This window comes from Bradyrhizobium sp. USDA 4461 (assembly GCF_054055655.1).
The window spans coordinates 6,335,458-6,361,022 of the sequence record NZ_JBSRXM010000001.1 but is presented as its reverse complement, the minus strand read 5'-3'; the positions used below and the strand labels follow the sequence as shown (position 1 = coordinate 6,361,022).

23 protein-coding genes and 1 pseudogene are annotated in these 25,565 nt (G+C 64.8%); 6 read left to right on the top strand and 18 right to left on the bottom strand.

The annotated features are described in order from the left end of the window. Window positions 1–3: 3 nt before the first annotated feature. The 7 genes from ACVINW_RS29855 to ACVINW_RS29825 all read right to left on the bottom strand — a co-directional run bounded on the left by ACVINW_RS29855 (window position 4) and on the right by ACVINW_RS29825 (window position 6,119). On the bottom strand, window positions 4–894 hold the full coding sequence (locus tag ACVINW_RS29855; protein WP_456754573.1) for a phosphatidate cytidylyltransferase: 891 nt from the start codon (window positions 892–894) through the stop codon (window positions 4–6). Beyond that, a complete protein-coding gene (locus ACVINW_RS29850) occupies window positions 891–1,649 on the bottom strand; it encodes an isoprenyl transferase (RefSeq protein ID WP_456754572.1) in 759 nt (252 codons plus the stop codon). Before ACVINW_RS29850 ends, ACVINW_RS29855 begins: the two co-directional genes overlap by 4 nt. Before the next feature lie 20 nt (window positions 1,650–1,669). Continuing rightward, window positions 1,670–2,233 (bottom strand): ribosome recycling factor, encoded by a 564-nt coding sequence (frr, locus tag ACVINW_RS29845; RefSeq protein WP_456754571.1) that lies wholly within the window; start codon window positions 2,231–2,233, stop codon window positions 1,670–1,672. A 75-nt stretch (window positions 2,234–2,308) separates the two neighbouring features. After that, entirely contained in the window at window positions 2,309–3,025 is a 717-nt protein-coding gene (pyrH, locus tag ACVINW_RS29840; RefSeq protein ID WP_456754570.1) for a UMP kinase, read from the bottom strand. Window positions 3,026–3,096: 71 nt separating this feature from the next. Next, window positions 3,097–4,020, bottom strand: coding sequence for a translation elongation factor Ts (gene tsf / locus ACVINW_RS29835; protein ID WP_456754569.1), 924 nt, complete (start codon window positions 4,018–4,020; stop codon window positions 3,097–3,099). Window positions 4,021–4,147: 127 nt separating this feature from the next. After that, the gene (locus tag ACVINW_RS29830; RefSeq protein WP_456754568.1) at window positions 4,148–5,140 is read right to left on the bottom strand and encodes a 30S ribosomal protein S2; all 993 of its coding nucleotides are present in this window, start codon (window positions 5,138–5,140) and stop codon (window positions 4,148–4,150) included. Window positions 5,141–5,435: 295 nt separating this feature from the next. Next, window positions 5,436–6,119: a TetR/AcrR family transcriptional regulator gene (locus ACVINW_RS29825; protein WP_456754567.1), complete on the bottom strand. Its 684-nt coding sequence runs from the start codon at window positions 6,117–6,119 to the stop codon at window positions 5,436–5,438. Window positions 6,120–6,212: 93 nt separating this feature from the next. Between ACVINW_RS29825 and ACVINW_RS29820 the strand changes: the two genes are divergently transcribed. From ACVINW_RS29820 to ACVINW_RS29810, 3 genes are all read left to right on the top strand, one after another. Next, window positions 6,213–7,106: an NAD(P)/FAD-dependent oxidoreductase gene (locus ACVINW_RS29820; protein WP_456754566.1), complete on the top strand. Its 894-nt coding sequence runs from the start codon at window positions 6,213–6,215 to the stop codon at window positions 7,104–7,106. Between the two features lie 8 nt (window positions 7,107–7,114). Beyond that, window positions 7,115–7,900: an SDR family NAD(P)-dependent oxidoreductase gene (locus ACVINW_RS29815; RefSeq protein ID WP_456754565.1), complete on the top strand. Its 786-nt coding sequence runs from the start codon at window positions 7,115–7,117 to the stop codon at window positions 7,898–7,900. A 200-nt stretch (window positions 7,901–8,100) separates the two neighbouring features. After that, complete coding sequence (locus tag ACVINW_RS29810; RefSeq protein ID WP_456754564.1) at window positions 8,101–8,964, top strand: class I SAM-dependent methyltransferase; 864 nt, start codon at window positions 8,101–8,103, stop codon at window positions 8,962–8,964. Window positions 8,965–9,202: 238 nt separating this feature from the next. Here ACVINW_RS29810 and dnaE read toward each other — a convergent pair whose 3' ends face one another. Further along, entirely contained in the window at window positions 9,203–12,727 is a 3,525-nt protein-coding gene (dnaE, locus tag ACVINW_RS29805; RefSeq protein ID WP_456754563.1) for a DNA polymerase III subunit alpha, read from the bottom strand. Between the two features lie 601 nt (window positions 12,728–13,328). Next, complete coding sequence (locus tag ACVINW_RS29800; protein WP_456754562.1) at window positions 13,329–14,063, bottom strand: outer membrane protein; 735 nt, start codon at window positions 14,061–14,063, stop codon at window positions 13,329–13,331. 288 nt (window positions 14,064–14,351) lie between these two features. On the opposite strand from ACVINW_RS29800, the pseudogene ACVINW_RS29795 reads away from it, so the two are divergent. The 3 genes and pseudogenes from ACVINW_RS29795 to ACVINW_RS29785 all read left to right on the top strand — a co-directional run. Next, window positions 14,352–14,423: pseudogene (locus ACVINW_RS29795) on the top strand (DUF3551 domain-containing protein); the annotation flags it as partial. 4 nt (window positions 14,424–14,427) lie between these two features. Next, on the top strand, window positions 14,428–14,652 hold the full coding sequence (locus ACVINW_RS29790) for a DUF3551 domain-containing protein (protein ID WP_456754561.1): 225 nt from the start codon (window positions 14,428–14,430) through the stop codon (window positions 14,650–14,652). Window positions 14,653–14,716: 64 nt separating this feature from the next. Then, window positions 14,717–14,995: a DUF3551 domain-containing protein gene (locus ACVINW_RS29785; protein WP_456754560.1), complete on the top strand. Its 279-nt coding sequence runs from the start codon at window positions 14,717–14,719 to the stop codon at window positions 14,993–14,995. A gap of 111 nt (window positions 14,996–15,106) precedes the next feature. Here ACVINW_RS29785 and ACVINW_RS29780 read toward each other — a convergent pair whose 3' ends face one another. The 9 genes from ACVINW_RS29780 to ACVINW_RS29740 form a co-directional block, all read right to left on the bottom strand. Beyond that, window positions 15,107–15,805, bottom strand: coding sequence for an ABC transporter ATP-binding protein (locus tag ACVINW_RS29780; protein ID WP_456754559.1), 699 nt, complete (start codon window positions 15,803–15,805; stop codon window positions 15,107–15,109). Between the two features lie 8 nt (window positions 15,806–15,813). Next, a complete protein-coding gene (locus ACVINW_RS29775) occupies window positions 15,814–17,094 on the bottom strand; it encodes a lipoprotein-releasing ABC transporter permease subunit (protein ID WP_456754558.1) in 1,281 nt (426 codons plus the stop codon). A 71-nt stretch (window positions 17,095–17,165) separates the two neighbouring features. Continuing rightward, window positions 17,166–18,485, bottom strand: a complete 1,320-nt coding sequence (gene proS / locus ACVINW_RS29770) for a proline--tRNA ligase (RefSeq protein WP_456754557.1) — start codon at window positions 18,483–18,485, stop codon at window positions 17,166–17,168. Window positions 18,486–18,649: 164 nt separating this feature from the next. Next, on the bottom strand, window positions 18,650–20,191 hold the full coding sequence (locus tag ACVINW_RS29765) for a copper resistance CopC/CopD family protein (RefSeq protein WP_456754556.1): 1,542 nt from the start codon (window positions 20,189–20,191) through the stop codon (window positions 18,650–18,652). Between the two features lie 64 nt (window positions 20,192–20,255). Continuing rightward, window positions 20,256–20,783 (bottom strand): YcnI family copper-binding membrane protein, encoded by a 528-nt coding sequence (locus tag ACVINW_RS29760; protein ID WP_456754555.1) that lies wholly within the window; start codon window positions 20,781–20,783, stop codon window positions 20,256–20,258. Between the two features lie 7 nt (window positions 20,784–20,790). After that, the gene (locus tag ACVINW_RS29755) at window positions 20,791–21,318 is read right to left on the bottom strand and encodes a copper chaperone PCu(A)C (protein ID WP_456754554.1); all 528 of its coding nucleotides are present in this window, start codon (window positions 21,316–21,318) and stop codon (window positions 20,791–20,793) included. A gap of 35 nt (window positions 21,319–21,353) precedes the next feature. Further along, complete coding sequence (locus tag ACVINW_RS29750; RefSeq protein ID WP_456754553.1) at window positions 21,354–21,851, bottom strand: TlpA family protein disulfide reductase; 498 nt, start codon at window positions 21,849–21,851, stop codon at window positions 21,354–21,356. Next, window positions 21,848–23,074, bottom strand: a complete 1,227-nt coding sequence (locus ACVINW_RS29745) for an exo-alpha-sialidase (protein WP_456756536.1) — start codon at window positions 23,072–23,074, stop codon at window positions 21,848–21,850. The genes ACVINW_RS29750 and ACVINW_RS29745 overlap by 4 nt, the downstream gene beginning before the upstream one ends. Window positions 23,075–23,085: 11 nt before the next feature. Next, the gene (locus ACVINW_RS29740) at window positions 23,086–25,488 is read right to left on the bottom strand and encodes a TonB-dependent receptor family protein (RefSeq protein ID WP_456754552.1); all 2,403 of its coding nucleotides are present in this window, start codon (window positions 25,486–25,488) and stop codon (window positions 23,086–23,088) included. Window positions 25,489–25,565: the final 77 nt, after the last annotated feature.

Sequence of the window (25,565 nt, the reverse complement as noted above, 5' to 3'; positions counted from 1 at the left end):
TCATCACCAAACCATAAGACCGCGGCCGACGCCATCGGCGCCACCACGGAGAAAGCCGAAAATCGCCGCCACAATGACGGCCGCGACGAATCCGTCCAGGCGGTCCAGCAGGCCGCCATGACCGGGAATGATGTGGCTCGAATCCTTCACCCCGAACCGCCGCTTCACTGCGGATTCGAAGAGATCGCCGAGCTGCGAGACCACCGACAGCACGGCGCCGAGCGCCAGCAGCGGCCCGGTCGTGCCGATCTCGAAGGCGGCAAAGCCGGCGGCAACCGCGAGGCTCGCCACGAAGCCGCCGATCGCGCCGGCCCAGGTCTTCTTCGGACTGACGCGCACCCAGAGCTTCGGCCCGCCGATGCTGCGGCCGGCGAAATAGCCGCCGATATCGGTGACCCATACGATCAGCAACACGAACATCAGCGCGGCAAAGCCCTTCGCCGGATCGAGACGCAGCAGCACCGACGCGATCTCGGCCCCCGCCGCATAGAGCAATCCGGCGACGGCCCAGCCACGCCGCACGCCCGATGTCAGCACGACGGCAACCACGCCGACCAAAAGCACGTCCAGGGCCGCATCGACGCGGCCGGCCATCAGGCAAACTCCGGCAAGCAGCAGCGCGAGGGCACCGGGCACCACGACGCGCGGCTCCCGCCCGAGCCCGGTGACGACAAGCCATTCCACGTACAATCCGATCGCCGCCACCGTCACCAGCAGCGACCAGGCGATGCCGCCCAGATAAGCCAGCGCGATCGCGAGCGGCGCCAGCACCAGTGCCGCAACCACGCGCATCACGAGGTTGCGCGACCCCTGCTCGTTTGCTGCCGGCGGCTGCTCGCTTGCTGCCGGCCGTTGCTCGCTTGCTGCCGCCGACGCGGCTTCGCCCTCGGTCACGAGCCGGTTTTCACAGCGAGGCCGCCGAACCGGCGCTCGCGCTTGCCGTATTCCGCAATGGCGCCTTCGAGCGCCGCCTTGTCGAAATCCGGCCAATGGATCGGCACGAATACCAGTTCGCTGTAGGCGGCCTGCCACATCAGGAAGTTCGACAGACGCTGCTCGCCGCTGGTGCGGATGATCAGGTCGGGATCCGGGATATCGGGCGCATCGAGATACTGCCCGAGCGTGTCGGCATCGATGGAGTCAGCGTCGCGCTTGCCTTCCGCGACTTCACGGGCAAGCCGCCGTGCGGCGGCGGCGATCTCCGCACGGGAGCCGTAGTTGAAGGCGACAACGAGGTTGAGCTTGTCGTTGTTCCTGGTCAGCTCCTCGGCCTCGTTGAGCAGCGCGCAGATATCGGCATCGAGACCGTCACGCTCGCCGATCACGCGCACCCGCACGCCGTCACGGTGCAGCGTCGCCAGATCGTTGCGGATGAAGCGGCGCAACAGGCCGAACAGATCGCCGATCTCGGTGGCCGGGCGCGACCAATTCTCCGAGCTGAACGAAAAGATCGTGAGGTAGACGATGCCGAGTTCATGGGCGGCACGCACCACGCGGCGCAGCGCCTCGACGCCGCGGCGATGGCCCTCGACGCGCGGCAGCCCGCGCGAAGCGGCCCAGCGTCCGTTGCCGTCCATGATGACAGCCACATGCAACGGACTGCCGGAGCGATCCGGTCCGTCGGTTGCTGGGGCGGCGGCGTTCGACATAGGCTCGTTCCCGTAGGCCCTCAGACCGTCAGGATTTCCTTTTCCTTGGCGGCAAGCAGCTGATCGACTTCGGCGATCACGCCGTCGGTCGCCTTCTGCACCTCGTTCGACAGGCGCTCCTGATCGTCCTCGGAGATCTCGTGATTCTTCTCGAGCTTCTTGATGATGTCGAGGCCGTCGCGGCGCACGTGGCGGACCGCGACCTTGGCCGCTTCGGCGTATTTGTGCGCGACCTTGACGAGCTCCTTGCGGCGCTCCTCGTTGAGTTCGGGAATCCGCAACCGCAGCACCTGGCCTTCGGTCGCCGGCGACAGGCCGAGGTTGGAGTCGACGATCGCCTTCTCCACGGCCTTGACCATCGTCTTGTCCCAAACCTGCACCGAGAGCAGGCGCGGCTCGGGTACGCTGATGGTTGCAACCTGGTTGAGCGGCATATGCGAGCCGTAAGCCTCGACCTGGACCGGCTCCAGCATGGATGCCGCGGCGCGGCCGGTGCGCAGGCCACCGAGCTCGTGCTTGAGCGATTGTGTGGCGCCCTGCATGCGGCGCTTCACGTCGTTGATGTCAAACCCAGCTGCGGCCATGACGTTTCTCCCTTCACTAGAAACCGGCTATCGACGCCCTCGGGTCCAAAAAGCTTGGACCTTGAGGCGCGGCAATCAGCCGGCGACGACCGTGCCGTGTCCGGACCCGCGCAGGATCGCACCGATCGAACCGGGCTCCGCGATCGAGAACACGATGATAGGCAGCGACGTCTCGCGAGCAAGTGCGAAAGCGGTCGCGTCCATGACCTTGTAGCCGCCCTCGATCGCCTGCGAATGGGTCAGGCGGTCGAAGCGCTTGGCTTTGGGGTCCTTCTTCGGATCGGCGCTGTAGACGCCGTCGACATTGGTGGCCTTCAGCACCGCCTGCGCGCCGATCTCGGCCCCGCGCAGCACGGCGGTGGTATCGGTGGTGAAGAACGGATTGCCGGTTCCACCGCCGAGCAGGACGATGCGTCCCTCGGCGAGATATTTGTGCGTCGCAGTACGGGTGAACAGCTCGGAAATCTCCGGCATCACGAAGGCCGACAAGGTCCGCGCCGGGTTGCCCTTGCGCTCGATCGCCGCCTCCAGCGCGAGGCAGTTCATCATCGTGGCGAGCATGCCCATGGTGTCGCCGGTCGGCCGCGACACGCCGCGCGAGGAGACCTCGACCCCGCGGACGATGTTGCCGCCGCCGATCACGACAGCGACCTCGACACCGAGCTTGCGGGCTGCGATCAGGTCATCGGCGACGCGGTCGACCGTCGGCTGATCGATACCGAAGCCCTGGGAGCCGGCCAGATATTCGCCGGACAGCTTGATCACCACGCGACGATAGATCGGCTCGGCCATGATGCGATCGCTTTCTTATCCCGCGCAGGCAGGCCTCCGGCGCGAAGCGCCGGAGGCCTTGGTGTCAGCGGTTACTTCTTGCCGCTGGCGGCCGCGACTTCGGCGGCGAAGTCGCTCTCCTGCTTCTCGATTCCCTCACCGAGAGCATAGTTCACAAAGCCAGCGATTTTGATCGGGCCGCCGACCTTACCCTCAGCTTCCTTCACCGCCTGGGCAACCGACTTGCCGCTGTCGTGGATGAAGGCCTGATCGAGCAGGCAGACCTCCTTGTAGTAGGTCTTGAGGCCGGAATCGACGATCTTCTCGATGACGTTCTCCGGCTTGCCCTGCTGGCGGTACTTGTCGGCCAGCACGTCCTTCTCGCGCTTGACGGTCTGCGGATCGAGCCCGGCCGGGTCGAGCGCGAGCGGCTTCGCCGCCGCGACGTGCATGGCGAGCTGGCGGCCGAGCACGGCGAGCTCGTCGGCCTTGCCGGTCGACTCCAGCGCCACGATGACGCCGATCTTGCCGGCGCCCTCGATGACCGCGTTATGGACATAGCTCGACACCACGCCCTGGCTCACCTCGAGCGAGGCGGCGCGGCGCAGCGTCATGTTCTCGCCGATGGTGGCGATCGCATCCGAGATCGCGGTCTCGACGGTGGCATCGCCGACCTTGGACGCCTTGATGGTCTCGACGTCGGCACCATGCTTCAGCGCGACCTGGGCGATCATCTTGACCAGGCCCTGGAATTGCTCGTTGCGCGCAACGAAGTCGGTCTCGGAATTGACCTCGACCAGCACGCCCTTGGTGCCGGCGGTCAGCGCGCCGATCAGGCCCTCGGCGGCGACTCGGCCGGCCTTCTTGGCGGCCTTCGAGAGGCCCTTCTTGCGCAGCCAATCCTGCGCAGCGGTCATGTCGCCGTTGTTCTCGGTCAACGCCGCCTTGCAATCCATCATGCCCGCGCCGGTCGACTCGCGGAGATCCTTGACCATCGCTGCTGTGATCGTTGCCATCGTTCAATGTCCTTCTTGCCTGTACAGAAACCGCGGCGCCCGATGACGCCGCCGTCTGCAACAGGGAAATCGTTGTTCGTGGAAGCAAAGCGGCGGCCGGGCAGACCCCGGCCACGCCGCGTAACTCTTATTCCGCTTCGGCGAGCGTCTTGGCCTGGGCGACCCAGGCGTCGGCACGGCTCGGCAGACCGACTTCTTCGCCGATCTTGTGCGCGGTGTCGTGGTCGAGCTCGGCGAGCTGCCAGTAGTGGAAGATGCCGAGGTCGTTGAGCTTCTTCTCGATCGCACCGGACACGCCGGTGAGCTTCTTGAGGTTGTCGGCGGTGCCGCGCGGACCGGCGAGGCCCTGGAAGCCGGACGGCGCAGCCGCCGGGAGGTCTTCCTGCACGGGCGCAGCCGATGCACCGATATCGATTCCGGACTCGCCCTGGGCGCGGGAGATGCCGTCGATGGCGGCGCGCGCCACGAGGTCGCAATACAGCGAGATCGCGCGGCCGGCGTCGTCATTGCCCGGCACCACATAGGTGATGCCCTTCGGGTCCGAATTGGTGTCGACGATCGCGGCGACCGGGATGTTGAGCCGCTGAGCTTCCTGGATCGCGATGTCTTCCTTGTTGGTGTCGATCACGAAGATCATGTCGGGAAGACCGCCCATGTCCTTGATGCCGCCGAGCGAGCGGTCGAGCTTGTCGCGCTCGCGCTGCAGCGTCAGCCGCTCCTTCTTGGTGTAGGAGTTGGCTTCACCCGACGACAACACGTCGTCGAGATGACGCAGGCGCTTGATCGAGGCCGAGATCGTCTTCCAGTTGGTCAGCGTGCCGCCGAGCCAGCGCGAATTGACGAAGTACTGCGCCGAACGCCTCGCCGCGTCGGCAACGCCGTCCTGGGCCGAGCGCTTGGTGCCGACGAACAGGATGCGGCCGCCCTTGGCGACGGTATCGCTGACCGCCTGGAGCGCACGGTGCAGCATCGGCACGGTCTGCGCGAGGTCGATGATGTGGATGTTGTTGCGGGCGCCGAAGATGTAATCCTGCATCTTCGGGTTCCAGCGATGGGCCTGGTGGCCAAAGTGAACGCCAGCTTCAAGCAACTGACGCATAGAAAAATCGGGCAGCGACATAGTGATAATTCTCCGGTTGGTTCCTCCGGAAACGTGTGAGCAGACGAGCCTTATGGCCCGGCTGCCACCGGACGGCCTTTTGAGCCATGTTTCCGTGTGAGATGGCGCGCTATATAGCGCGATTTGCGCCAGAAGCAAGGAAATACGGCCGGTTACACCCGCCGGCTGAGCCCAAATCGTGCCGAAACGGCCCCGTTTGGCGGCCTAATGCCTATCGCAAGTGCGCGCGGCCAAAATATCGAAAAACAACCCCATGCAAAGGAGCAGGCCCGCGACCGACGTGGTCACGCACGATTCAAATTTTGTCTTTTGACCTTGGGGCGGGCAAACATCCGCCCACGCCGTCGTTGCCACCGTGCGCGGCGATGAACATGGCGACGGCCGACCGGCAATAGGATTCGATTTCGTCGTCGTGCTCTGCTTTCGCCTGATCGAAGCGTGCGATCATCAGGAGATCGGATCCTTTGAACAGCGCGGCGAACAAGCGGGCGGACCGGAGAGGATCGGGCACGTTCAGAACCGCCTTCGCGTGCAACTGACGCAACAGGACCTCGATTTCGGCGATGACATGGGCGGGGCCGGCTTCGAAATGGAGCTTGCTCAACGCGTTTTGACTCGTCTTGTCGGCCATGACCATGGCTTCGAGGCTGCGGACGTCTGATCTCAACAGCGTGCGAAGCAGCGATGATCCCACCGCCACGAGCTGATCTTCGACCGAACCGTCGACGCCTTCAAGAAGGGCCTGTGGTGCAAACAACTGATGGCAGCCGGCCGCCATGGCCGCGCTGAACAGCGCCTCCTTGTTCTCGAAGTGCCTGTAGATGCTGAGCTTGGATATCTTCGCCCGCTGGGCGACCTTGTCCAAGGTCGTCGCTTGAAAACCCAACTCCACAAAGAGCTCGCGCGCGGCGTCGACGATCGTTTGGCCAAGCGCCTCGTTGACGGGCCGGCCGCGCCGGCCCTGGCTGTTTTCGGTCACGGCAATTCCAGTACTTGACAGTATTCTAATTGTTAAATTACGATACCATGCAGTATCTGAAGTGTGCAAGCCAATGCGCAGGAGCCCATCACCATGGATGACGTCGTCATCATCGGCGGCAGCTTTGCCGGTCTCGCGGGCGCCCTGCAGCTCGGCCGTGCCCGCCGCGCGGTTACCGTTCTCGATACCGGCCTGCCACGCAACCGCTTCGCCGGACACTCGCATGGCCTGCTCGGCCACGATCACAAGCCGCCGCTAGACATTCTGGCCGAGGCGCGACGGCAGTTGGCGCGTTATCCCACGATCAAGCTTGTCAGTGCCCGGGCCGACAGCGTCTCCGGCGCCATCGACAATTTCTCTGTCCTTACTGGCGATGGCGAAAGCTTTGGGGCGCGTCGTCTGATCCTGAGCTATGGCGTCGCCGACCAGATGCCTGATGTTCCGGGCTACGCCGAAAGCTGGGGCACGTCCATCGTGCCATGCCCCTATTGCGACGGCTTTGAAGTCGCCGGCCAGCATTGGGGCCTCGTCTGGTCCAGCCCGCAGTCGCACAATCAGGTCAGGCTGTTCCACGATTGGACTGACAAGTTGACGCTCTTCGCCGATGGTCACGACATTCCGCCCGATATCCAGGCCGATCTGGCGCGCCGCAACATACCTCTCGTCGATGGCCGGATCGTCGAGGTCGCCCATGACAAGGGCCATATCGCCGCCGTCAATCTCGATACCGGCCGCAACGTCGCGGTCGACATCCTGTTCGCCAATCCGCGCAACAAGCCGTCCGCGAGCCTGCATGAAGCACTGGGCCTTGCCACCGTGGCTACGCCCGCCGGCATCGTCCTCAAGGTCGACGAACGCCGTCAAACCAGCACGCCTGGCATCTACGCCGCCGGCGACCTCACCACGCCCTTCTTGCCCTCGGTCACCCAGGCATCATCGCAGGGCGCGATGGCGGGTATCTTTGCCCAGCAGTCGATGGTGGTTTGAGAGAACCAATGAACAGCTTCGCCGGGAAATGGGCTCTGATCACCGGGGCGTCGAGTGGCCTCGGCCTCGACTTCGCAGATCTCCTGGCTGCGCAGAAAGTCAATCTCGTATTGGCGGCCCGAAGGCGGGAGTCGATGGAAAAGCTTGCCGCCGATCTCCGCCGCAAATACGGGATGGACGTGCTGGTCGAGGCGATCGATCTTGCCGCGCCGGGCGCCGCCAGCCACTTGAAAAGCAGTCTCGATGCGAGGTCGGTGACGATCGACATCTTGCTGAACAATGCCGGATACGGCTTGCACGGCGCTTTGTTGGACACGCCGATCGAGCGCACGACAGACATGATCCAGCTCAACATCACGACGCTCACAGAGCTGACCTACCTGTTCGGCCGTGACATGGCCGCGCGGCGCTCTGGACATATCCTTCTCGTCGCCAGCCTCATGGCCTTCCAAGCCGTTCCCAGCTACGCGGCCTATGCGGCGACCAAGGCATATGTACTCGCCCTTGGCGAGGCCCTGCACGACGAACTCCGCCCGCATGGTGTGGTTGTTACCACTCTCTGCCCGGGGCACACCGCGACGGGCTTCGATGCGGCAGCCGGCGCAGCCACAACGGCCTTGCTGCGCCTCCTCACCATGAAGCCTCGTCCGGTCGCCGCGAGCGGTGTGCGGGCGCTTATGGAAGGTAAGGCCTTGGTGATCGCGGGCCTGACGAACAAGATGGCAGCCTTTTCAAATCGTCTGACGCCGCGATCAATGCAAAGGGCGACGTTGAAAAGAATAGTGGACGGTTAACTCCCGGGGCGCTGGCGTGTGGAGCTCATCGAACAAGCGGGGCTCTGAAGGCTGACGATGCACACGGAGCTTCGACCCGGATCTTGTCGTTCCTCTCAAGGATCAGCGGGGAATCGAGCGCTTCATCCCGTTCGCCCTCGCTGCTCGCTGGAGAGGATGCGCGCTTTGACATCGGACGGTTCAGAGAACAAGGATATGTCATGGCACAGTACAATGCCGATCGGATCGCCGGCTGGAATGACCAAAGCGGAGAGCGTTGGCTCGCCCACCAGGCCCGGCTCGACGCCATAGCGGCGGTGTTCGGTCAGGCCGCGATCGAAGCCGCCGCGCCCGCGATGGGCGAGCGCGTGCTGGACGTCGGCTGCGGCGCAGGCGCGTCGAGTCTGGCTCTGGCTGCCCGCGTCGGCGCGGGGGGCCAAGTACTGGGCGTGGACATATCCGAACCGCTGATCGCCCGAGCGCGCGCGCTCGCGCCACAGGATGCGCCAACCCTGTTCCGCGTCGCCGACGCCAGCAGCGCCGAGCTGCCCGAGGGGGCGTTCGACATCCTGTTCTCGCGTTTCGGGGTGATGTTCTTCGACGATCCGACAGGCGCGTTCGCCCATATGCGCCGCGCGCTCAAGGCGGGCGGGCGGGTCACTTTCGTCTGCTGGCGTGGCGCGGCCGAGAACGATTGGATGCGCCTGCCGATGGGCGCGATCAAAGGCATCGTCCCGGCGACCGCGCCGCCCGATCCCGAAACGCCCGGCCCGTTCTCGTTCGGCGACCGGGGGCGGGTGGCGCGCATCCTGACGGGGGCCGGCTTCACCGATATCGCTATCGCGCCCTTCGATGCTTCCGTCCCGTTTGGCGAGGGCGCGACGCGGGACGCGGCGATCGACGACGCGGTGAAGATGACGTTCGAGGTCGGCCCGCTGTCGCGCGCGCTTGTCGATCAGCCCGACGACATCCGCGCCCGCGCCTCGGCCGCGGTTCGTGCCGCCTTCGCGGACTGCCCCGGCGAGCGGTCCGTGATGATCGACGGCGCGACGTGGATCGTCACGGCGCGCAATCCTCCAAGCTGAGGGATTAACAGGTTTCGACGCGACGGCCGGCGAAACTGCCTCGCGGGCCTGGCGAATAAGACGGCCGCTTTCTCGAATCGTCCGACGCCTCTAAGGGCGCAAAGCGAACGTGGTCTGCGTTGCATCACGCGGCCAGGCTTTATGGGTACAAGGGCCGAATTGAAATGTCTTCATTTTGCGTCTGGGTACGCGCAGCGAAACATCGCCCCTTTGGAAGCCGAATGCGATCGCCTTGCCCCTACACCGTCTCGACGTCGACCACGCCGGCGACCGCCTTGATCGCGCCGGCGATCTGCGGCGAGACCTTATAGCGGCCGGGCAGCTTCATCTCCACCTCCGTCCCGAGGTCGAGCATCATCACCAGCAAGACGTCGCCGTCGGCTGCACCGACAGGCGCAGCTGACGACGCGGGCTTGGCTACCTGTGGCTTTGCCGCACCGCCCGGCACGGGCGCGGCGTCCGGCATGTTGAGCCGGCGCGCGATCGAATCCAGCGGCCTGGTGTCGCGGACGAAGATGCGCAGGCCCTTCTGCGTCTTGGCCGCGGCATGATCCAGCGGTTCGGCGTGCAGCACCCTCGCCCGCACGTCCTCGCCCTGCAGCTCGGCGCCGAGCTGCAGCAGCACGGCCGCGCCCGGCTCCAGCACGTCGCGGTACTGCGCCAGCCCTTCCGAGAACAGCACCGCCTCGAAATGGCCGGTCGGGTCCGACAGGCCCATGATGCCCATCTTGTTGCCGGTCTTGGTGCGCCGCTCCATCCGCGACACCACGGTTGCCGCGACCTTGCCCGCGGTGGCGCCGGTTTTCACCGCGCGCGAGAACTCCGCCCAGGATTGCACCCGCAGACGCTTCAGCGCGGTCGCGTAATCGTCGAGCGGATGGCCCGACAGGAAGAAGCCGATCGCATCATATTCGCGCCGCAGCCGATCCGCCGGCAGCCACGGCTCGACCTGCGGCAGGATGATGCTCGGCGCATCAGGCGCGCTGCCGAACATGTCGTTCTGGCCCGAGGTCGCCGCCTCGTGGCTGCGCTGGCAGGCGGCGAGGATCGCGTCCGCTCCGGCGAACACGCGCGCGCGGTTCGGATCGAGCGTGTCGAACGCGCCTGCCGCCGCGAGGCTCTCGATGATCCGCTTGTTGACCGCGCGCGGGCTCACCCGTGCGGCGAAATCGGCCAGCGAGGTGAAGGCGCCGCCCTTGTTGCGCTCGGCGATGATCTGCTCCACGGCCTGGATGCCGACGCCCTTCAGCGCGGCGAGCGCGTAGTAGATCGTGTTGTCGCTGACCTCGAAGGTCGCGCCGGAGCGATTGATGTTGGGCGCCTCGACCTTGATGCCGAGCCGCTGCGCCTCGGAGCGGAATTCGGACAGCTTGTCGGTGTTGTTGAGTTCGAGCGTCATCGACGCCGCGAGGAACTCGACCGGATAATGCGCCTTCATGTAGGCGGTGTGGTACGACACCAGCGCATAGGCCGCCGCGTGGCTCTTGTTGAAGCCGTAGTCGGCGAATTTGGCGAGCAGCTCGAAGATCGTCTCGGCCTGGCCCTTGCCCACGCCGTTCTTCATCGCACCGGCGACGAAGATGTCGCGCTGCTTGTCCATCTCGGCGCGGATCTTCTTGCCCATGGCGCGGCGCAGCAGGTCGGCCTGGCCGAGCGAGTAGCCGGCCATCTGCTGCGCGATCTGCATCACCTGCTCCTGATAGATGATGACGCCGAAGGTCTCCTTCAGGATCGGCTCCAGGATCGGATGCAGATATTCCGGCTCCTCGTCGCCGTGCTTGCGCGCGCAATAGGTCGGGATGTTCGCCATCGGGCCCGGGCGATACAGCGCCACCAGCGCGATGATGTCCTCGAAGCGGTCCGGCCGCATGTCGATCAGCGCGCGCCGCATGCCCTGGCTTTCCACCTGGAACACGCCGACCACATCGCCACGCGCCAGCATCTGATAACTCGGCGCATCGTCGATCGGCAGCGTCGCGAGGTCGACATGAACGTCGCGCTGCTTGAGCAGCTTCACCGCGACGTCGAGCACGGTCAGCGTCTTCAGGCCGAGGAAGTCGAATTTCACGAGGCCGGCCGGCTCGACCCATTTCATGTTGAACTGGGTGACCGGCATGTCCGATTTCGGATCGCGGTACATCGGCACCAGCTTGCTCAGCGGCCGGTCGCCGATCACGATGCCGGCGGCGTGGGTCGAGGCGTGGCGCGTCAGGCCTTCGAGGCGCTGCGCGATGTCGAACGCGCGTGCCACCACCGGATCCTCGTCGCGGAACGCCTGCAGCTTCGGCTCGCCCTCGATCGCCTGCGCCAGCGTCACCGGGGCCGCGGGATTCTGCGGCACCAGCTTGGTCAGCTTGTCGACCTGGCCGTAGGGCATCTGCAGCACGCGGCCGACGTCGCGCAACACGCCGCGCGCCTGCAACGTACCGAAGGTGATGATCTGCGCCACCTGGTCGCGGCCGTAGCGCTCCTGCACATACTGGATCACCTCGCCGCGGCGGTCCTGGCAGAAGTCGATGTCGAAGTCCGGCATCGAGACGCGTTCGGGATTGAGGAAGCGCTCGAACAGCAGCGCGAAGCGCATCGGATCGAGGTCGGTGATGGTCAGCACCCAGGCCACCAGCGAGCCGGCGCCGGAGCCGCGGCCCGGTCCGACCGGGATGCCCTGCGCCTTGGCCCACTTGATGAAGTCCGACACGATCAGGAAATAGCCCGCGTATTTCATGCGGGTGATGACGTCGAGCTCGAAGGCGAGCCGCTTGCTGTAGTCCTCTTCCGTCATGCCCGGCGACAGGCCGTGCACCCGCAGGCGGTTGGCGAGCCCCTCCTCGGCCTGGCGCTTCAGCTCGGCGGCCTCGTCGGCCGCGGCATCGGCGCTCGCCGCACCGCCGACCGTGAAGAACGGCAGGATCGGCTTGCGGGTCTTCGGCCGGAACGAACAGCGTTCGGCGATCTCCACCGTCGAGGCCAGCGCCTCCGGAATATCGGCGAACAGCACCGCCATTTCGGCGCGGGTCTTGAAGCGGTGGTCGGGCGTCAATTGCTCGCGGTTGGTCTCGGCGATCAGATGGCCGCCGGCGATGCACAGCAGCGCATCGTGCGATTCGTAATCGTCACTGCTGGCGAAATACGGCTCGTTGGTCGCAACCAGCGGCAGGCCCTTCGCATAGGCGAGATCGATCAGGCCGCCCTCGGTGCGGCGCTCCTTGTCGGCGCCGTGGCGCTGCAATTCGATGTAGAGGCGATCGCCGAACAGGCCGGCCAGACGCTCGCAGCGGGTGGCCGCAAGCGCCGCCTGCTCTGCCCGCAGCGCCAGCGCGATCGGCCCGTCGGGGCCGCCGGTCAGGGCGATCAGGTCTTCGGCGGCGTCGGTCAGCCAATCGATCTTGATGTGCGGGGTCTGGTTGACCGGTGTCTCCAGGAACGCCCGCGAGTTCAGCCGCATCAGGTTCTGGTAGCCGCGCTCGCGCGCCGCGAGCAGCACGATTCGCGTAGGCCCGCTCGTCGCCAGGATGCTCCGCGTCGTGGGGTCGACGTCGCCGAAATCCACTGCCAGCTCGCAGCCGACGATCGGCTGGATGCCGTAGCCGGCCATCTTGTCGGAGAATTCCAGCGCCCCGAACATGTTGTCGGTGTCGGTGAGCGCCAGCGCCGGCTGGCGATCGGCCTTCGCAAGCTCGCCAAGCTTGGCGATCTTGATCGAGCCCTTCAGCAGCGAATAGGCGGAATGAACGTGAAGATGGACGAATCCGGCATTCGGCATGGCTGCTTACGGGATCTCTTGAGGCAAGGCTCGAGGCAAGGATAGTGCGAGTGCCTCGGCCGGAACGCGAAAGCATCAGGCCCGACTCGCGTCCCCATCGTGGGGCCTCGATCCCGCCAAGTCCACGCCGAACCCGGCGTGGCTGCAGGTCCTCCCGCTTTTCCCCAGGGGGTACCGATGCCCGTGTCCCGCGGGCACAATCTTCAGAACTGGGTGATCAGCTGGGCCCAAACCGCGATCATCCCCACGAACAGCGTGATCGATGCCAGCGCCGCAGCTTCCTGCACGAAAATCTTCAACATGGCCGCTCTCCCTGAACTGGAACGTATGCAGAACATTGTTCCTTTTTTGTTCCGGGAGTCAAGCAAGGGTGGTGGGTGAGCTTGAAAACTGACCTCGAAAGAATTCCCTTGGTTAATCATGGCGGGAGCTGGCAGCGAGGGCCCACGCCGCCCCGCAGCTTCGCATTGCCGGGCGCTTTCTCAGGACGCCTCAGCCCAGGGCAATCCCGTCCAGCCAACAAAAAACCCCGGGCTGAAGCCCGGGGTTTTCGCCGTCGCTTGGATCAAGCGAGCGATCAGTCGTTGGCTAAGTACTTGGCTCAGTACTTGGCAATGATCGGACCACCGAACTTGTAGTTCAGGCGGCCGAGGACCATGTCGGTGTCGCCACCGGTGTGGAAGCCGGTAACCGCAACACCAGCCGGGGTGACGAAGGTCGCGCCATGGGTGTCTTCGAAGATGTGGTTGTATTCGACGCCGAGCGACCAGCCCTGGGCGAAGGCGAATTCGAGGCCAACACCAACCGTCGGGCTCCAACGGGTGTCGTAGCCGGTCGAGGACGCCAGCGCGCCGCCGGGAGCCAGGAACTGGTAGTTGCGGTCGGTAACCGCAGCACCGCCCTTGGCGTACAGCAGGACGTTGTTCCAGGCGTAGCCGATCTGGCCGGTGAACAGGCCGAACGCATCGGTCTTCGAGCGAACGACACCGCCCGGGACGACCAGGTTGCCGGTGCTGCCGGAGAAGTCAGCCCAGTTGCCCTGAGCTTCCAGACCGAACACCCAGCCGCCGGTCTGCCAGCGGTAGCCGATCTGGCCACCGACGGTGCCGCCGTTGGCATCGTAGCTGCCGACGCCACCGAGGCCGTCGACCGAACGGTTGTCGTGGCTCTGGCCCCAACCACCGTTGATACCGATGTAGAAGCCGGTCCAATCATAAACAGCGGCAACCATGGGCGGCGGAGCCTTGGTGTAAGGGCGAGCCGCGAGGTCAGCCGCGGAAGCAGCGGTCGCGCTGAGCGCGATCAGGCTGGCGGTGACAAGCAAAATCTTCTTCATTTTTCCCGTTCCAACTTTTCTACAGGCCCCCAAGGCCGCGAGACACCCTCATAGCAGCCCGGAACGGAATTGCTGTAACTTCGCTGCAACAGGCAGGCCCAAACGACTTCGCTCAAATTTGAAGTTAATACTGTATTACAAGCCACTTCCTGGAACCTCTGCCACACGGCTGCCGCATAATTTTCACAATTCAAATCCGCGCGCGCAACTGCGCGCAAGATCGTGTTGACCGGCACCAGCTTGTCCGATTTGGATCATCGCCGAAATCGAATCTTCGCAGCAAAAGGAATGCACATGCGGACGATGATATTTGCTGCTGCGGCCTCGGTGGTCGCCCTCGCTACGCTCAACCCCGCTCCGTCACATGCCGTCGGCGTGCGCTACCCGTTCTGCATTCAGGGCGACCGTTATCCCGGGTCTGAGCAACTGCTCTTATCCGTCGTATCAAGCGTGCCTCGCGACAGCCAACGGCATCGGCCAGACCTGCGTCGCCAACCCCTATTATGCCGGCGACAACGACCCGCGCTCGTATCTTCACACGCCCGCGCGGGAGCGCGGTGACAGCTTCTTCGATCTGTTCATCCACTGACAGTCCGGGCTTCGGGCAACGGCTGCGGAATGCGGCTTGATGCACAATTCCCGCAAGAGCTTCTATGACTCTGATGCGCAGCTTGATCCTCGGACTCGCGGCCCTTGGCATCGTCGCGAGTGCGCCGGCCAACGCGCAGAAATACGATTCGACCTCGCCGGTCTGCAAACGCAACTACCGTTGGGGCGGAGAGGACACCGACTGCGGCTACACCTCGATGGCGCAGTGCCAGGCATCGGCGTCCGGGCTGGGAGCGATGTGTATCGACAACCCCTACTATGTGGGTCCGCCGGTCGACCATCGGACGCGGGCATCCGGCAGACGGTCCCGCCCGGCCTATTGAGAATCCAGGCGCCTTCCGTGCCGCTTGAAGTACAGCGAAAAGGGCTTCGAATTCTATGGCTTAGCGCGCGCTCTTAACGCGGGGCGTCACCCGCTTCGTGCAACAATGCCGCTATTCGAGCTCGACGATCTGTCCGTTCGACAGCGACACCCGGCGGTCCATCCGCGCGGCGAGATCCATGTTGTGGGTCGCGATCAGCATCGCGACGCGGGTCGCCTTCACCAGTTGCATCAGCGCGTTGAAGACATGATCGGCCGTGCCCGGATCGAGGTTGCCGGTCGGTTCGTCGGCAAACAGCACCCGCGGCGCGTTGGCCACCGCGCGTGCGATCGCCACGCGCTGCTGCTCGCCGCCCGAGAGCTCGGCCGGACGGTGGGTGATGCGGTCGCCAAGTCCGAGATAGGCCAGGATCTCGGTCGCGCGCTTGACGGTCTCGGAGCGTTTGAGGCCGCGAATCATCTGCGGCAACATGACGTTTTCGAGCGCCGAGAACTCCGGCAACAGCCGGTGCGATTGATAGACGAAGCCGATATCGGAACGGCGAATCTGCGTACGGTCGACATCGGACATCTGCGAGGTCGGCGTACCCGCGACATAGACCTCGCCGTCATCGGGGGTCTCCAGCAGACCCGCGATGTGCAGCAGCGTCGACTTGCCCGATCCCGACGGCGCCACCAGCGCCACCGATTGGCCGGGCCACAGCGCCAGCTTGGCGCCGTTCAGGATCGTCAGCGTCGCCTCACCCTGCCGGTATTCCCGCTTGATGTCATGAAGATAGATGACCGGTGTGTCTTCCGCCCCCTCCGCCATGTGCGCTCCTATTCGTACCGGAGCGCATCGACCGGATCGAGGCGCGCGGCGCGCCACGACGGGTAGAGCGTCGCCAGGAAGGACAGCGTCAGCGCCATGATCACGACGGCGAGTGTCTCACCGAAATCGACCTCAGCCGGCAACTTCGACAGGAAATACAGTTCGGGCGAGAACAGCTCGGTGTTGGTCAGCCATGACAGGAATTGCCGGATCGATTCGATGTTCAGGCAGATCAACATGCCGACCGCAAAGCCGGTCAGCGTTCCCACCACACCGATCGAGGCACCGGTGATCAGGAAGATCCGCATGATCGAGCCCTGCGAGGCGCCCATGGTGCGCAGGATCGCGATGTCCTGCCCCTTGTCCTTCACCAGCATGATCAGCCCGGAGACGATGTTGAGCGCCGCAACCAGCACGATCATGGTCAAAATCAGGAACATCACGTTGCGCTCGACCTGCAGTGCGTTGAAGAAGGTCGAATTGCGCTGCCGCCAGTCGACCAGGAAGACCGGCCGCCCGGCGGCCTCCGTCACCAGCTTGCGGTAGGTGTCGATCTTGTCCGGATTGGTGGTGAACACCTCGATCGAGGACACGTCGTTGTTGCGGTTGAAATAGGCCTGCGCCTCGGCCAGCGGCATGAACACGAAGGTCGAATCGTATTCCGACATGCCGATCTCGAACACCGCGGTGATCTTGTAGGGCTTGATGCGCGGCGTGGTGCCCATCGGCGTCACCGCGCCCTTCGGCGACACCAGCGTGATCATGTCGCCGGCGTGCAGCGAGAGCTGGTCGGCGAGCCGGCGGCCGATCGCGACCCCCTGCCCCTCGTCAAAACCCTCGAGCGTGCCTTGCTTGATGTTCTTGGCAATCGAGGTGAGGTTGTTGAGGTCGTCGGCACGGATGCCCCGGATGAACACGCCGGCGGCGTTGAACGGCGATGAGCCGAGCCCCTGCCCGTCCACGACAGGCGCGGCAAGGCGAATGCCCTGCACCTGGCTGATGCGGTCGGCGACATCCTTCCAGTCGGTCAGCGGCGATTCCAGCGGCTGCACCAGAAGATGTCCGTTGAGGCCGAGGATCTTGTCGAGCAGTTCCTTGCGGAAGCCGTTCATGACCGCCATCACCACGATCAGCGTGGCAACGCCGAGCATGATGCCGAGGAACGAAAATCCGGCGATGACCGAAATGAAGCCTTCCTTGCGGCGCGCGCGCAGATAGCGTCCGGACAGCAGCCATTCGAATGGCGCAAAAGGCGGGGTACGGACTGGCTCGTTCATGGTCTCATCCATCTCTCGATAATCCCATGATTCGGGCCAAATGTGGCCGGATTACCCCGCCGACAGCGCAGCGTGAATAAACTTTAACCCGCGAGCTTCGCGACTACGTCGGCGGGGGTCATGTTGTCGCGCGAGCCGTCGCTGCGGCGCTTGACCTCGACCTTGCCGTCCGCAAGCCCCTTGGGTCCGACCAGAATCTGCCAGGGGATTCCGATCAGATCGGCCGCGGCGAACTTGGCGCCGGCACGCTGATCGGTGTCGTCGTAGAGCACGTCGACGCCCTTCGCCGAGAGCTCGCGATAGAGCTGCTCGCAGGCGCCGTCGACCGCAGCATCGCCCTGCTTGAGGTTGAGGATCGCGGCGCGGAACGGCGCCACCGCCTCGGGCCATTTGATGCCGGCGTCATCGTGGCAGGCCTCGATGATCGCGCCGACCAGACGCGACACGCCGACGCCGTAGGAGCCGCCATGGATCGGCACGTCGACGCCGTCGGGGCCCGCCACCATCGCCTTCATGGTGTCGGAATATTTGGTCCCGAAATAGAAGATCTGGCCGACCTCGATGCCGCGGGTGTTGAGCCGCTTTGCTTCGGGCACTTCCCGTTCGAAGCGCGTGGCCTCGTGAACGTCCTCGGTCGCAGCGTAGACCGAGGTCCACTGCTTGATGATCGGCGTCAGATCGCCGTCATAATCGACGTCCTCGCCCGGCACCGGCAGGTCCAGCACATCGCGGTTGATGAACACGCCGGACTCGCCGGTGTCGGCGAGCACGATGAATTCGTGGCTGAGATCGCCGCCGATCGGGCCGGTCTCGGCCCGCATCGGGATCGCCTTCAGGCCCATCCGCGCGAAGGTGCGCAGGTAAGCCACGAACATCTTGTTGTAGGAGCGCCGTGCGCCGGCCTCGTCGAGGTCGAACGAATAGGCATCCTTCATCAGGAATTCGCGACCGCGCATCACGCCGAAGCGCGGACGCTGCTCGTCGCGGAACTTCCACTGGATGTGGTAGAGGTTCAGCGGCAGGTTCTTGTAGGACTTGATGTAGGAGCGGAAGATCTCCGTGATCATTTCCTCGTTGGTCGGGCCGTACAACAGCTCGCGCTTGTGACGGTCGAGGATGCGCAGCATCTCCGGGCCATAGGCGTCGTAGCGGCCGCTTTCGCGCCAGAGATCGGCGAGTTGCAACGTCGGCATCAACAGCTCGAGCGCACCGGCGCGGTCCTGCTCCTCGCGCACGATCTGCTCGATCTTCTTCAGCACCCGGAAGCCGAGCGGCAGCCAGGCATAGATGCCGGCGGCCTCCTGCCGCATCATGCCCGCGCGCAGCATCAGCCGATGCGAGACGATCTCCGCCTCTTTCGGGTTTTCTTTCAGGATGGGCAGGAAAAACCGCGACAATCGCATGGCGTTACTCGGGAATCAGGAAAGCATGGGAAGAGCTGCAGTGAAACCGGATCGGGTGTGAAAACACAAGGCCGCCGAATGACAAAAACCCTTCAAATCAGGCGATTTTCGGCCCTTTGATCGAATTGCGCCCTGGCAAAGCGCCGAGCTTGCCGACCGCGGCTTTACCTGACCTCGAAATCGTCTTCCAGTGTCACTTTCTTGAAATCGCTCACCAGGGCGTCGATCTGCATGTGCCAGCGCCCCGGGACCGTCAACGGCACCTTCTTCACGTGCCAATAGCCGTCGGGACCGCGCGCGGCGGCGCGTTCCATCGGTTCGATGCCGCGCTCGGGCAGGCTCAACGTCACCGTCGCTTCCTTGGCGGCGAACGGGCTGGCATCGCCGTTCATCAGCTGCAGCACGAAGTCATTCTGCCCGACCTTGCCCGGCCCGATCAGCACCTGGAACATCGCCGCATCGGTGTGGATATGCACCGCCAGCGGAACATCGGTCGACATCGCCAGCACGCGCGGCGGCGGCGTGAAGCGCCACAGTGCGACGAGACCGAGGATGGCGATCATCAGCACGAATTCGACCGCGATCGAACGCTGCAGCGGCCGTGTCCGGTGAAATTCGCGCGCGATCGCCGGTGTGAACACCAGCCGGTTCAGCGCGGCGAACCCGAGCAGCAGCGCGACGAGCACAAGTTTCGCGACCAGGACGTTGCCATATGCGGTGTCGATCAGCGCGCCAAAGCTGTCGAGCTGGACGATCGCGAGCGCCAGGCCCGACAAGGCGATCAGTGCGACCACCGGCACCGCGAGCGTCGAAAACCGCCGGAGCACCCGCAGCAGCGTATCCTTGCGCTGCCAGGCAAGCACGGCCAGCGGAGCCAGGGCCCCCATCCAGAACGCCAGGCCGACGCCATGGATGAACAGCGCCGTCCGGGTCAGCCATTGCGGAGAAGCGGTCGCGGCATGGCCGCTGACGGCGAACGACAGCCCGACGCAGATCATCGCGACCGCGGTGCGGATGAAGGCCGCGCGGAATGACGGGCTGCGCCAGGCGATTGCCGAGATCAGCATCGCGGCAATCGCGAGCAACAGGGCCGGAAACAGGCTGGTGCCGGCGGCGCTGGCCCATGCCGCCCAGGTCAGAAGTCCCGAGAGCGGCAGGTTCAACAGGTCGACGCCCTGCAGGCCGAGTGAAGTGACCGCGCCGGCAAGGCCGATCTTCAGCGCCGACATGATCAGCCGCTCGCCGGCCGGGCCCTGCCCGATCCAGGCGGCAAAGAACACACCGCCGACGCCGGCGAACAGTCCGAAATAGAGCGCGAGCCGCGCCAGCCAGATCAGCGCGTGGAGCACGCCATCGCCTGATGGCGCCGCCGAGCCGGTGACGACGCCGATGGAGAACAGCAGTGAGCCCGCCACCGGGTGGCCGTCCTGCGACACCACCCGATAGCTCACCACCTGCGTGCCCTGAGGCAGACCTGCCGGCAGCGTCACTATCACCGATTGATCGACGGCGCGGAACGCGACGTCGCGCGGCTTGCCCGCGGCATCGAGCAGGCTAACCGCCGTCGGCGCCACCGCTTCGTTGAAACGGAGCACAACCGTCTTCGGTGCTTCCGCCACCACGCTGCCGTCCGCCGGCTCGGCCGCGATCAGGACGGCATGCGCATGGGCCGCGGTCGCAAGGCACAGCGCCAAGAACAACGCCAAGAACAACGCCGAGAGCAGCACAGCAAGACTTGCTTTCACTGCGCTTGCGACCCGCCGCATGGCCTTACGACTTCGGTAGCAGCTTGACGCCGGGCGCCGGTGTCTTGCTGCCATGGTCGTGCCCACCACCCTGCCCCTCGGCCGGGATATCGATCCAGCGGCTGACACCCTGCTCGCATTCCTGCACGACGGGGAAATACAGCGTGGTGTTGGGCTTCAACGTGTCGGTGAGAAACGTCTGCATCACGAACTCGTCGTAGTTTTGGTCCGCGAGCTTGCCGCCGCTCCAGGCGACTTCCGTGACGCCCTCGGAGAGCTTGGCACCGTGATAGTCGTATTGCGCGGCGTACTTGCCGGTGACCGTATCGAGACTCCAGCCGGGCTTCGGCATCGGCTTGACCCCGATCACGCCTTCCGGAATCTGCACGCGAATCTTGACCGTCGCCGATCCCGCGCAGCCATGCGGCACCGCGAACACCGCCTTGTAGTACGAACCGACCGTCGCCTGCTTTCCTTCGAGCGTGATATGCGCAACGGCGGGCGACGCCGCGAGCAGCGCCGCCGTGGCCATGAGGAGCGTGTGTGACCGCATGGCCGCCTCACATCTTCTTCATGTCCATGTGACCGGAATGGTCGCCATGGCCGGAATGATCGCCGCTGCCCGGCGCCTGCGCGCCGACCGCCTGCACATCGAGCGAGACCGGGACCTTGCCGGCCTTCTCGAACTCGAGCGTGACCGGCACCTTGTCACCCTGCTTCAGTGGGTTCTTCAGATCGAACATCATCAGATGATAGCCACCGGGCGCGAGCTTCACGGTCTTGCCCGGCTCGATGGTCAAACCTTTGTCGAGCGCGCGCATCTTCATCACGCCGTTGTCCATCGACATCTCGTGGACCTCGACCTTGCCGGCGATATCGGCTGTGCCCGACACCAGCCGGTCAGCCGTCGTCCCCTTGTTCTCGATCGTCAGATAGCCGCCGCCGATCTTGGCACCGTTCGGCGTCGCGCGCGTCCACGCCTGGGTGATCACGAGGTCGCCGGCCTTGACGTCCTCGGCGCGCGCGGACGTCGACACCAGCGCCGCGGTCAGCGCGGTGAGAGCGAGGATGCGGGAGAGCATTTTCATGGCGGCGGATTTCCTTTCAGGTTGAGATCGTCGCGTTATCGGATTGCTGCGGTCTGAGCTTCAGACCATTTGTTGAGATCGGCCATTTCGGCCGAGCCTTCGATCGTCGTGATCGTGCCGTCCCGCGCGATCAGCATGGTTCGCGGAATGTCGCCTTGCCAGGTCGGATCGATCTCGAATCTCAACCGCTCGGCAAAGCCGTCGTCGAAAATCCAGTTCTCGGCCGATCCGAGCCCGGCCTTATCCAGCATCGATCGGGTCGCCTCCGGGAGGTTCGGCACCAGATCGGCGCTGATCGTGACGACGTCGATACCCGGGTGATCCTTCATGAACTGACCGAGCTGCGGCAGCTCGACCTTGCAGGGGCCGCACGTCACGCCCCAGAAATGCACCAGGGTCAGATGACCGGCATGGGTATGCAGCAGCTTTTGCCAGCTGCCGCGTTCGAACGGCTTTGGCGCGCCCTCGCCTGCCGCCAATGCGGACGGCAGCGTCGCGAGCAGCACAAGAGCCGCGAGCAAATGACGCGTCATGGTTCGCCCTCGATCGCTTGAAAATGGTAACCCTCGGCCTTCGTCATCCACGACAAATAGGTCTGGCGGCCGTCCGAGACGAGCAGCGGATGGTCGGAGCTGTCGACGGTCCCGGCGATCACGGCTGGTGGCGACCAGGTCGCTCCATCGTCGTGCGATGTCATCAGATTGATCGATGTCGTTTGCCCGTCGAATTCCTTCCAGGCCATCACGAGCCCCCGCGGCCCCGCGATGATTTGCGGCCGCGACGGGCTCCGGTTCGGCTGACCGACCGGAATCGGATCGGAGAAGGTTTTGCCGCCGTCGCGCGACCGCGCATAGAACAAGCCCTTGCGCGCCTTGCCATTGGTGTACCACGTCACGTGATACGTCCCTTCGCGCGAAATGGTCAGGCTCGGACCATGGTGCGGACATGCCGCGATCTGCCAGTCGTCGCGGCTCACCCGATGCAGCTCACCCGGCGTTGCGAGATCGGTGAATGTCACGATCGCATGGTCGCGCACACCGCCTTCGAAGATGTTCCGGAACACCACCACCGGATGGCCTGCGCCGTCGAACGCCAGCGCGAGACGGCAGCATTCGCAGGTATTGTCCGCCACCAGCTGCGCATCGGAATAGGTCGCGCCGCCGTCCTTCGACGAGGCGAAGAACAATCCGGCCCCATCATATTTCTCGCCACGCTGCTGCGCCGGGACGCGGTTGCGCTTGTCGAGCCACACCGCAAACACGGCGCCGGCGGAATCGAAGCCGATCGCCTCGAACCGCTGGCTCTCATTGTTCGCGGTGATCGGCTTCGGCGGCTCAAAGCTGCGCCCTCCGTCGGTCGACCGCGTGGTCAGCACCTGACCGTTGAAGGCCTGATCGCGAAAGATCGAAAACGCCACGGCGATGCCGCCCTTGGCATCAATTGCAAGCTTCGGCCGCGCATCCGGCCCCCAATCCAGGTTGAGACGGTCACGGGTGACCTGCACCGGGGAGGAAAAGCTCGTGCCCTGGTCCTTCGAGCTTGCGACCGAGATCTGGCCTCCGGCGATCCACGTCAGCCACAACGTGCCGTCCGGCCCAAAGGCCGGCGTGACCTTGCTCGCGCAACGCAGGCTGGTGTCTTCGCAGGCCGCCTCGGAGGCGTGCTGATGGCTCATCTGCGCGCTGGCAAGGTTCGGCAGGGCCGCAAGCATCATCGTTGCGAACACCGTCAGAGCCGCAGACTTGCGGTATGTCATCGATGCGCTGCTCATTTGAACGCGATCCTCATGCCTGCCACGAAGGCGCGCGGCGATCCGGCATAGATCGAGTTGGTCGCGTTCGCCAGTACGCTCGCGGGATTTTGAATGCCGGCCGCGGTCACCGAATTCGCGATGTTGTTCGCCGAAGCCACATAAGTGCGGTCGAACACGTTCCGCACCTCGAGATACAGATTCAGCGACTTGAAATAGTCGGAGATCAGAGCCGTCGTGTAGTGAACATTGAGATTGACCAGCTCGTAGCCCGGCGCCTTCAGGAGATTGGCGTTGTCCATGTAGAAGCTGTCCTTCCACTGGACTTCGACGAACCCGCCGAGCCCCTGCAATGGGCCCGACAATTGGTCATAGCCCAACCGGGTCGTCAGCTCGTTCGGCGAAATGCCGGGGATCTTGTTGCCAGCCCGATTGAAGCTGAACACCGCACCGTTGGTGAGGTTCTCGACGTATTCCGTGTAGACCTCGTCGAGATAGGTATAGGCCGCCGTGAACCGCCAGCCCGGCAGGAATTTCCAGTCGGCGGCGAGTTCGACGCCGCGGTGCTCCGATCGTGGCGCATTGAACGTGTAGGAAACGCCGGAGATTGGCGTGGCCTGCGAAACCAGCTCGTCCTTGAAGAATTCGTAGAACCCGGTGACGCTGACCTTGAGCGCATTGTTCGGCGTCCAGTCGGCGCCAAGATCGTAGCCGAGATTCTTCTGCGTCCGCAGCTGGGTGTTGTTGCCCGACGTGCCGTCCGGCAGGACGAACAGGTTGCTGACTTGCGGTGTGCCATAGCCCGTTGCCACGCGGCCACGTAGTTGCCATTCGCTGTTGAGCCGGTAGAGCAACGCGAGCTCAGGCGCGGTATTCTGGAATTGCCGGTCCGCGGTCGTGATCGCCGTGGTCGTCGCCCCGGCCGCACCGGTGTAGGTATAGGCGGTGTTCCGCCCTGTGAGTTTGGTGGTCTCCCAGCCGATGCCGGCGATGGCCGTCAACGCAGGCGTGAGCTTCAATTCCTCGCGCGCGCGCAGGCCGTAATTCGCCGTCGTGCTGAACAGATTGCTGGACAGGCTTCCGAGCGTCGCATTGCCGCCCGGCATCACATTGCGGGTGTCGCTCGAGGCCGTGAGCGTGTTGTAGAAGCCGCCGAAATAAGTCGTCGAATCCAGTCCGAAGATATCGCCGCGCCTGACCACGTCGCTCATGTAGTTGTAAGACGGGAAGTCGCCGATCGCGCTGGTCGATCCCGTCGGCTGGCTGATGTTGCGGTCGTCGAATACGAACTGGTTGCGCCAGGTGGTCTGGTTGTCGAAATCGTGCTCCCAGCGGCCGCCGACGATGGTGCGGCGGTCGTCGCGTCCGAGGCCCGCCTGGACCGCGGTTTCCTTGTCGGTCCCCGCCGCGGAGTTGAAGCCATTGTTGAACAGGGTCACGGTTCCGCATCCCGGCGCGGCGGTCGCGCCGGTCGTGCAGCCCTGCTGGAACGGGTTTTGAGTGAACTGATTGAGCGACGAGCGGATCGGCAGCCGCGCGGTCAGATCATTATTGATCAGCTTGAACGTGAAACGGTCGTCCGGCGTCACCTGAAGTGTGCCGAGGAAATTGACGGTCTGGGTGTTGAACCAGCTGTTGCCGATATAGCCGTCGCCGCGGGCGTCGCTCGCGAACAGCGAGCCCTCGAAATTGCCGACCTTCTTGCCGGCAGCCAGATAGTTGTTGAGATAGCCGAAGCTGCCGCCGTCGACGCCGTACTCTACGCCGTCGATCGTGCCACCCGGCCGGGTCCGGAAGTTCAACGCACCGCCGGTGGCGTAATTGCCGTACAGCGCCGACGATGGGCCGCGGACCACGTCGATTGCGCCATAGGCATGCGGATCGATCAGGTCGCTGCGCGACAGGCCGTCCGGCTGGGTCACCGGGAAGCCGTCGTCGAAGATGACCAGGTTGCGGATGCCGAAACCGTTCCGGGCGTTCGACCCGCGGATCGAGATGCCGAAATCGCGTGGGCCGTTGCCCTGCTTGATCGAGATGCCCGGACTGTCGCGCAGCACGTCGGCGACCGAGAACGACGGCCGGTTGTCGAACTGGCTGCGGTCGATGGTGGTCTGGGTCTGGCCCGTGGGCGCCCGGTTCAAGCCGTCGCGGGTCGCGCCAAGAGTCTCTCCTGGTCGCGCGCCGCCAGCCGGGGCTGCGGCCACGGCCGGTGCCGCTGCCAGCTTCGGGACACGCCGGACCGATGCCGCCCGCGCGCGCGGTTTCGGCGCCGCCGGCTTGGCGCGCGCCGCCCGCGGCGATGGGGCGTCGACGGTGACGGAGGGCAGCGTCGTCTGCGCCTCCGCCTCGAACGTGAACGTGGAAAGGGCCGCGCCCAGCACGAGCGCACCTGCCCCGCCGCGCGGTTGAAACCGAAACATGGATGAATCCTGACACCGGCTGTTCGGCCGGCTTGTTCAAGGGCACTCGCCGGCGCGGACGCGCACCGGCAGCGGGA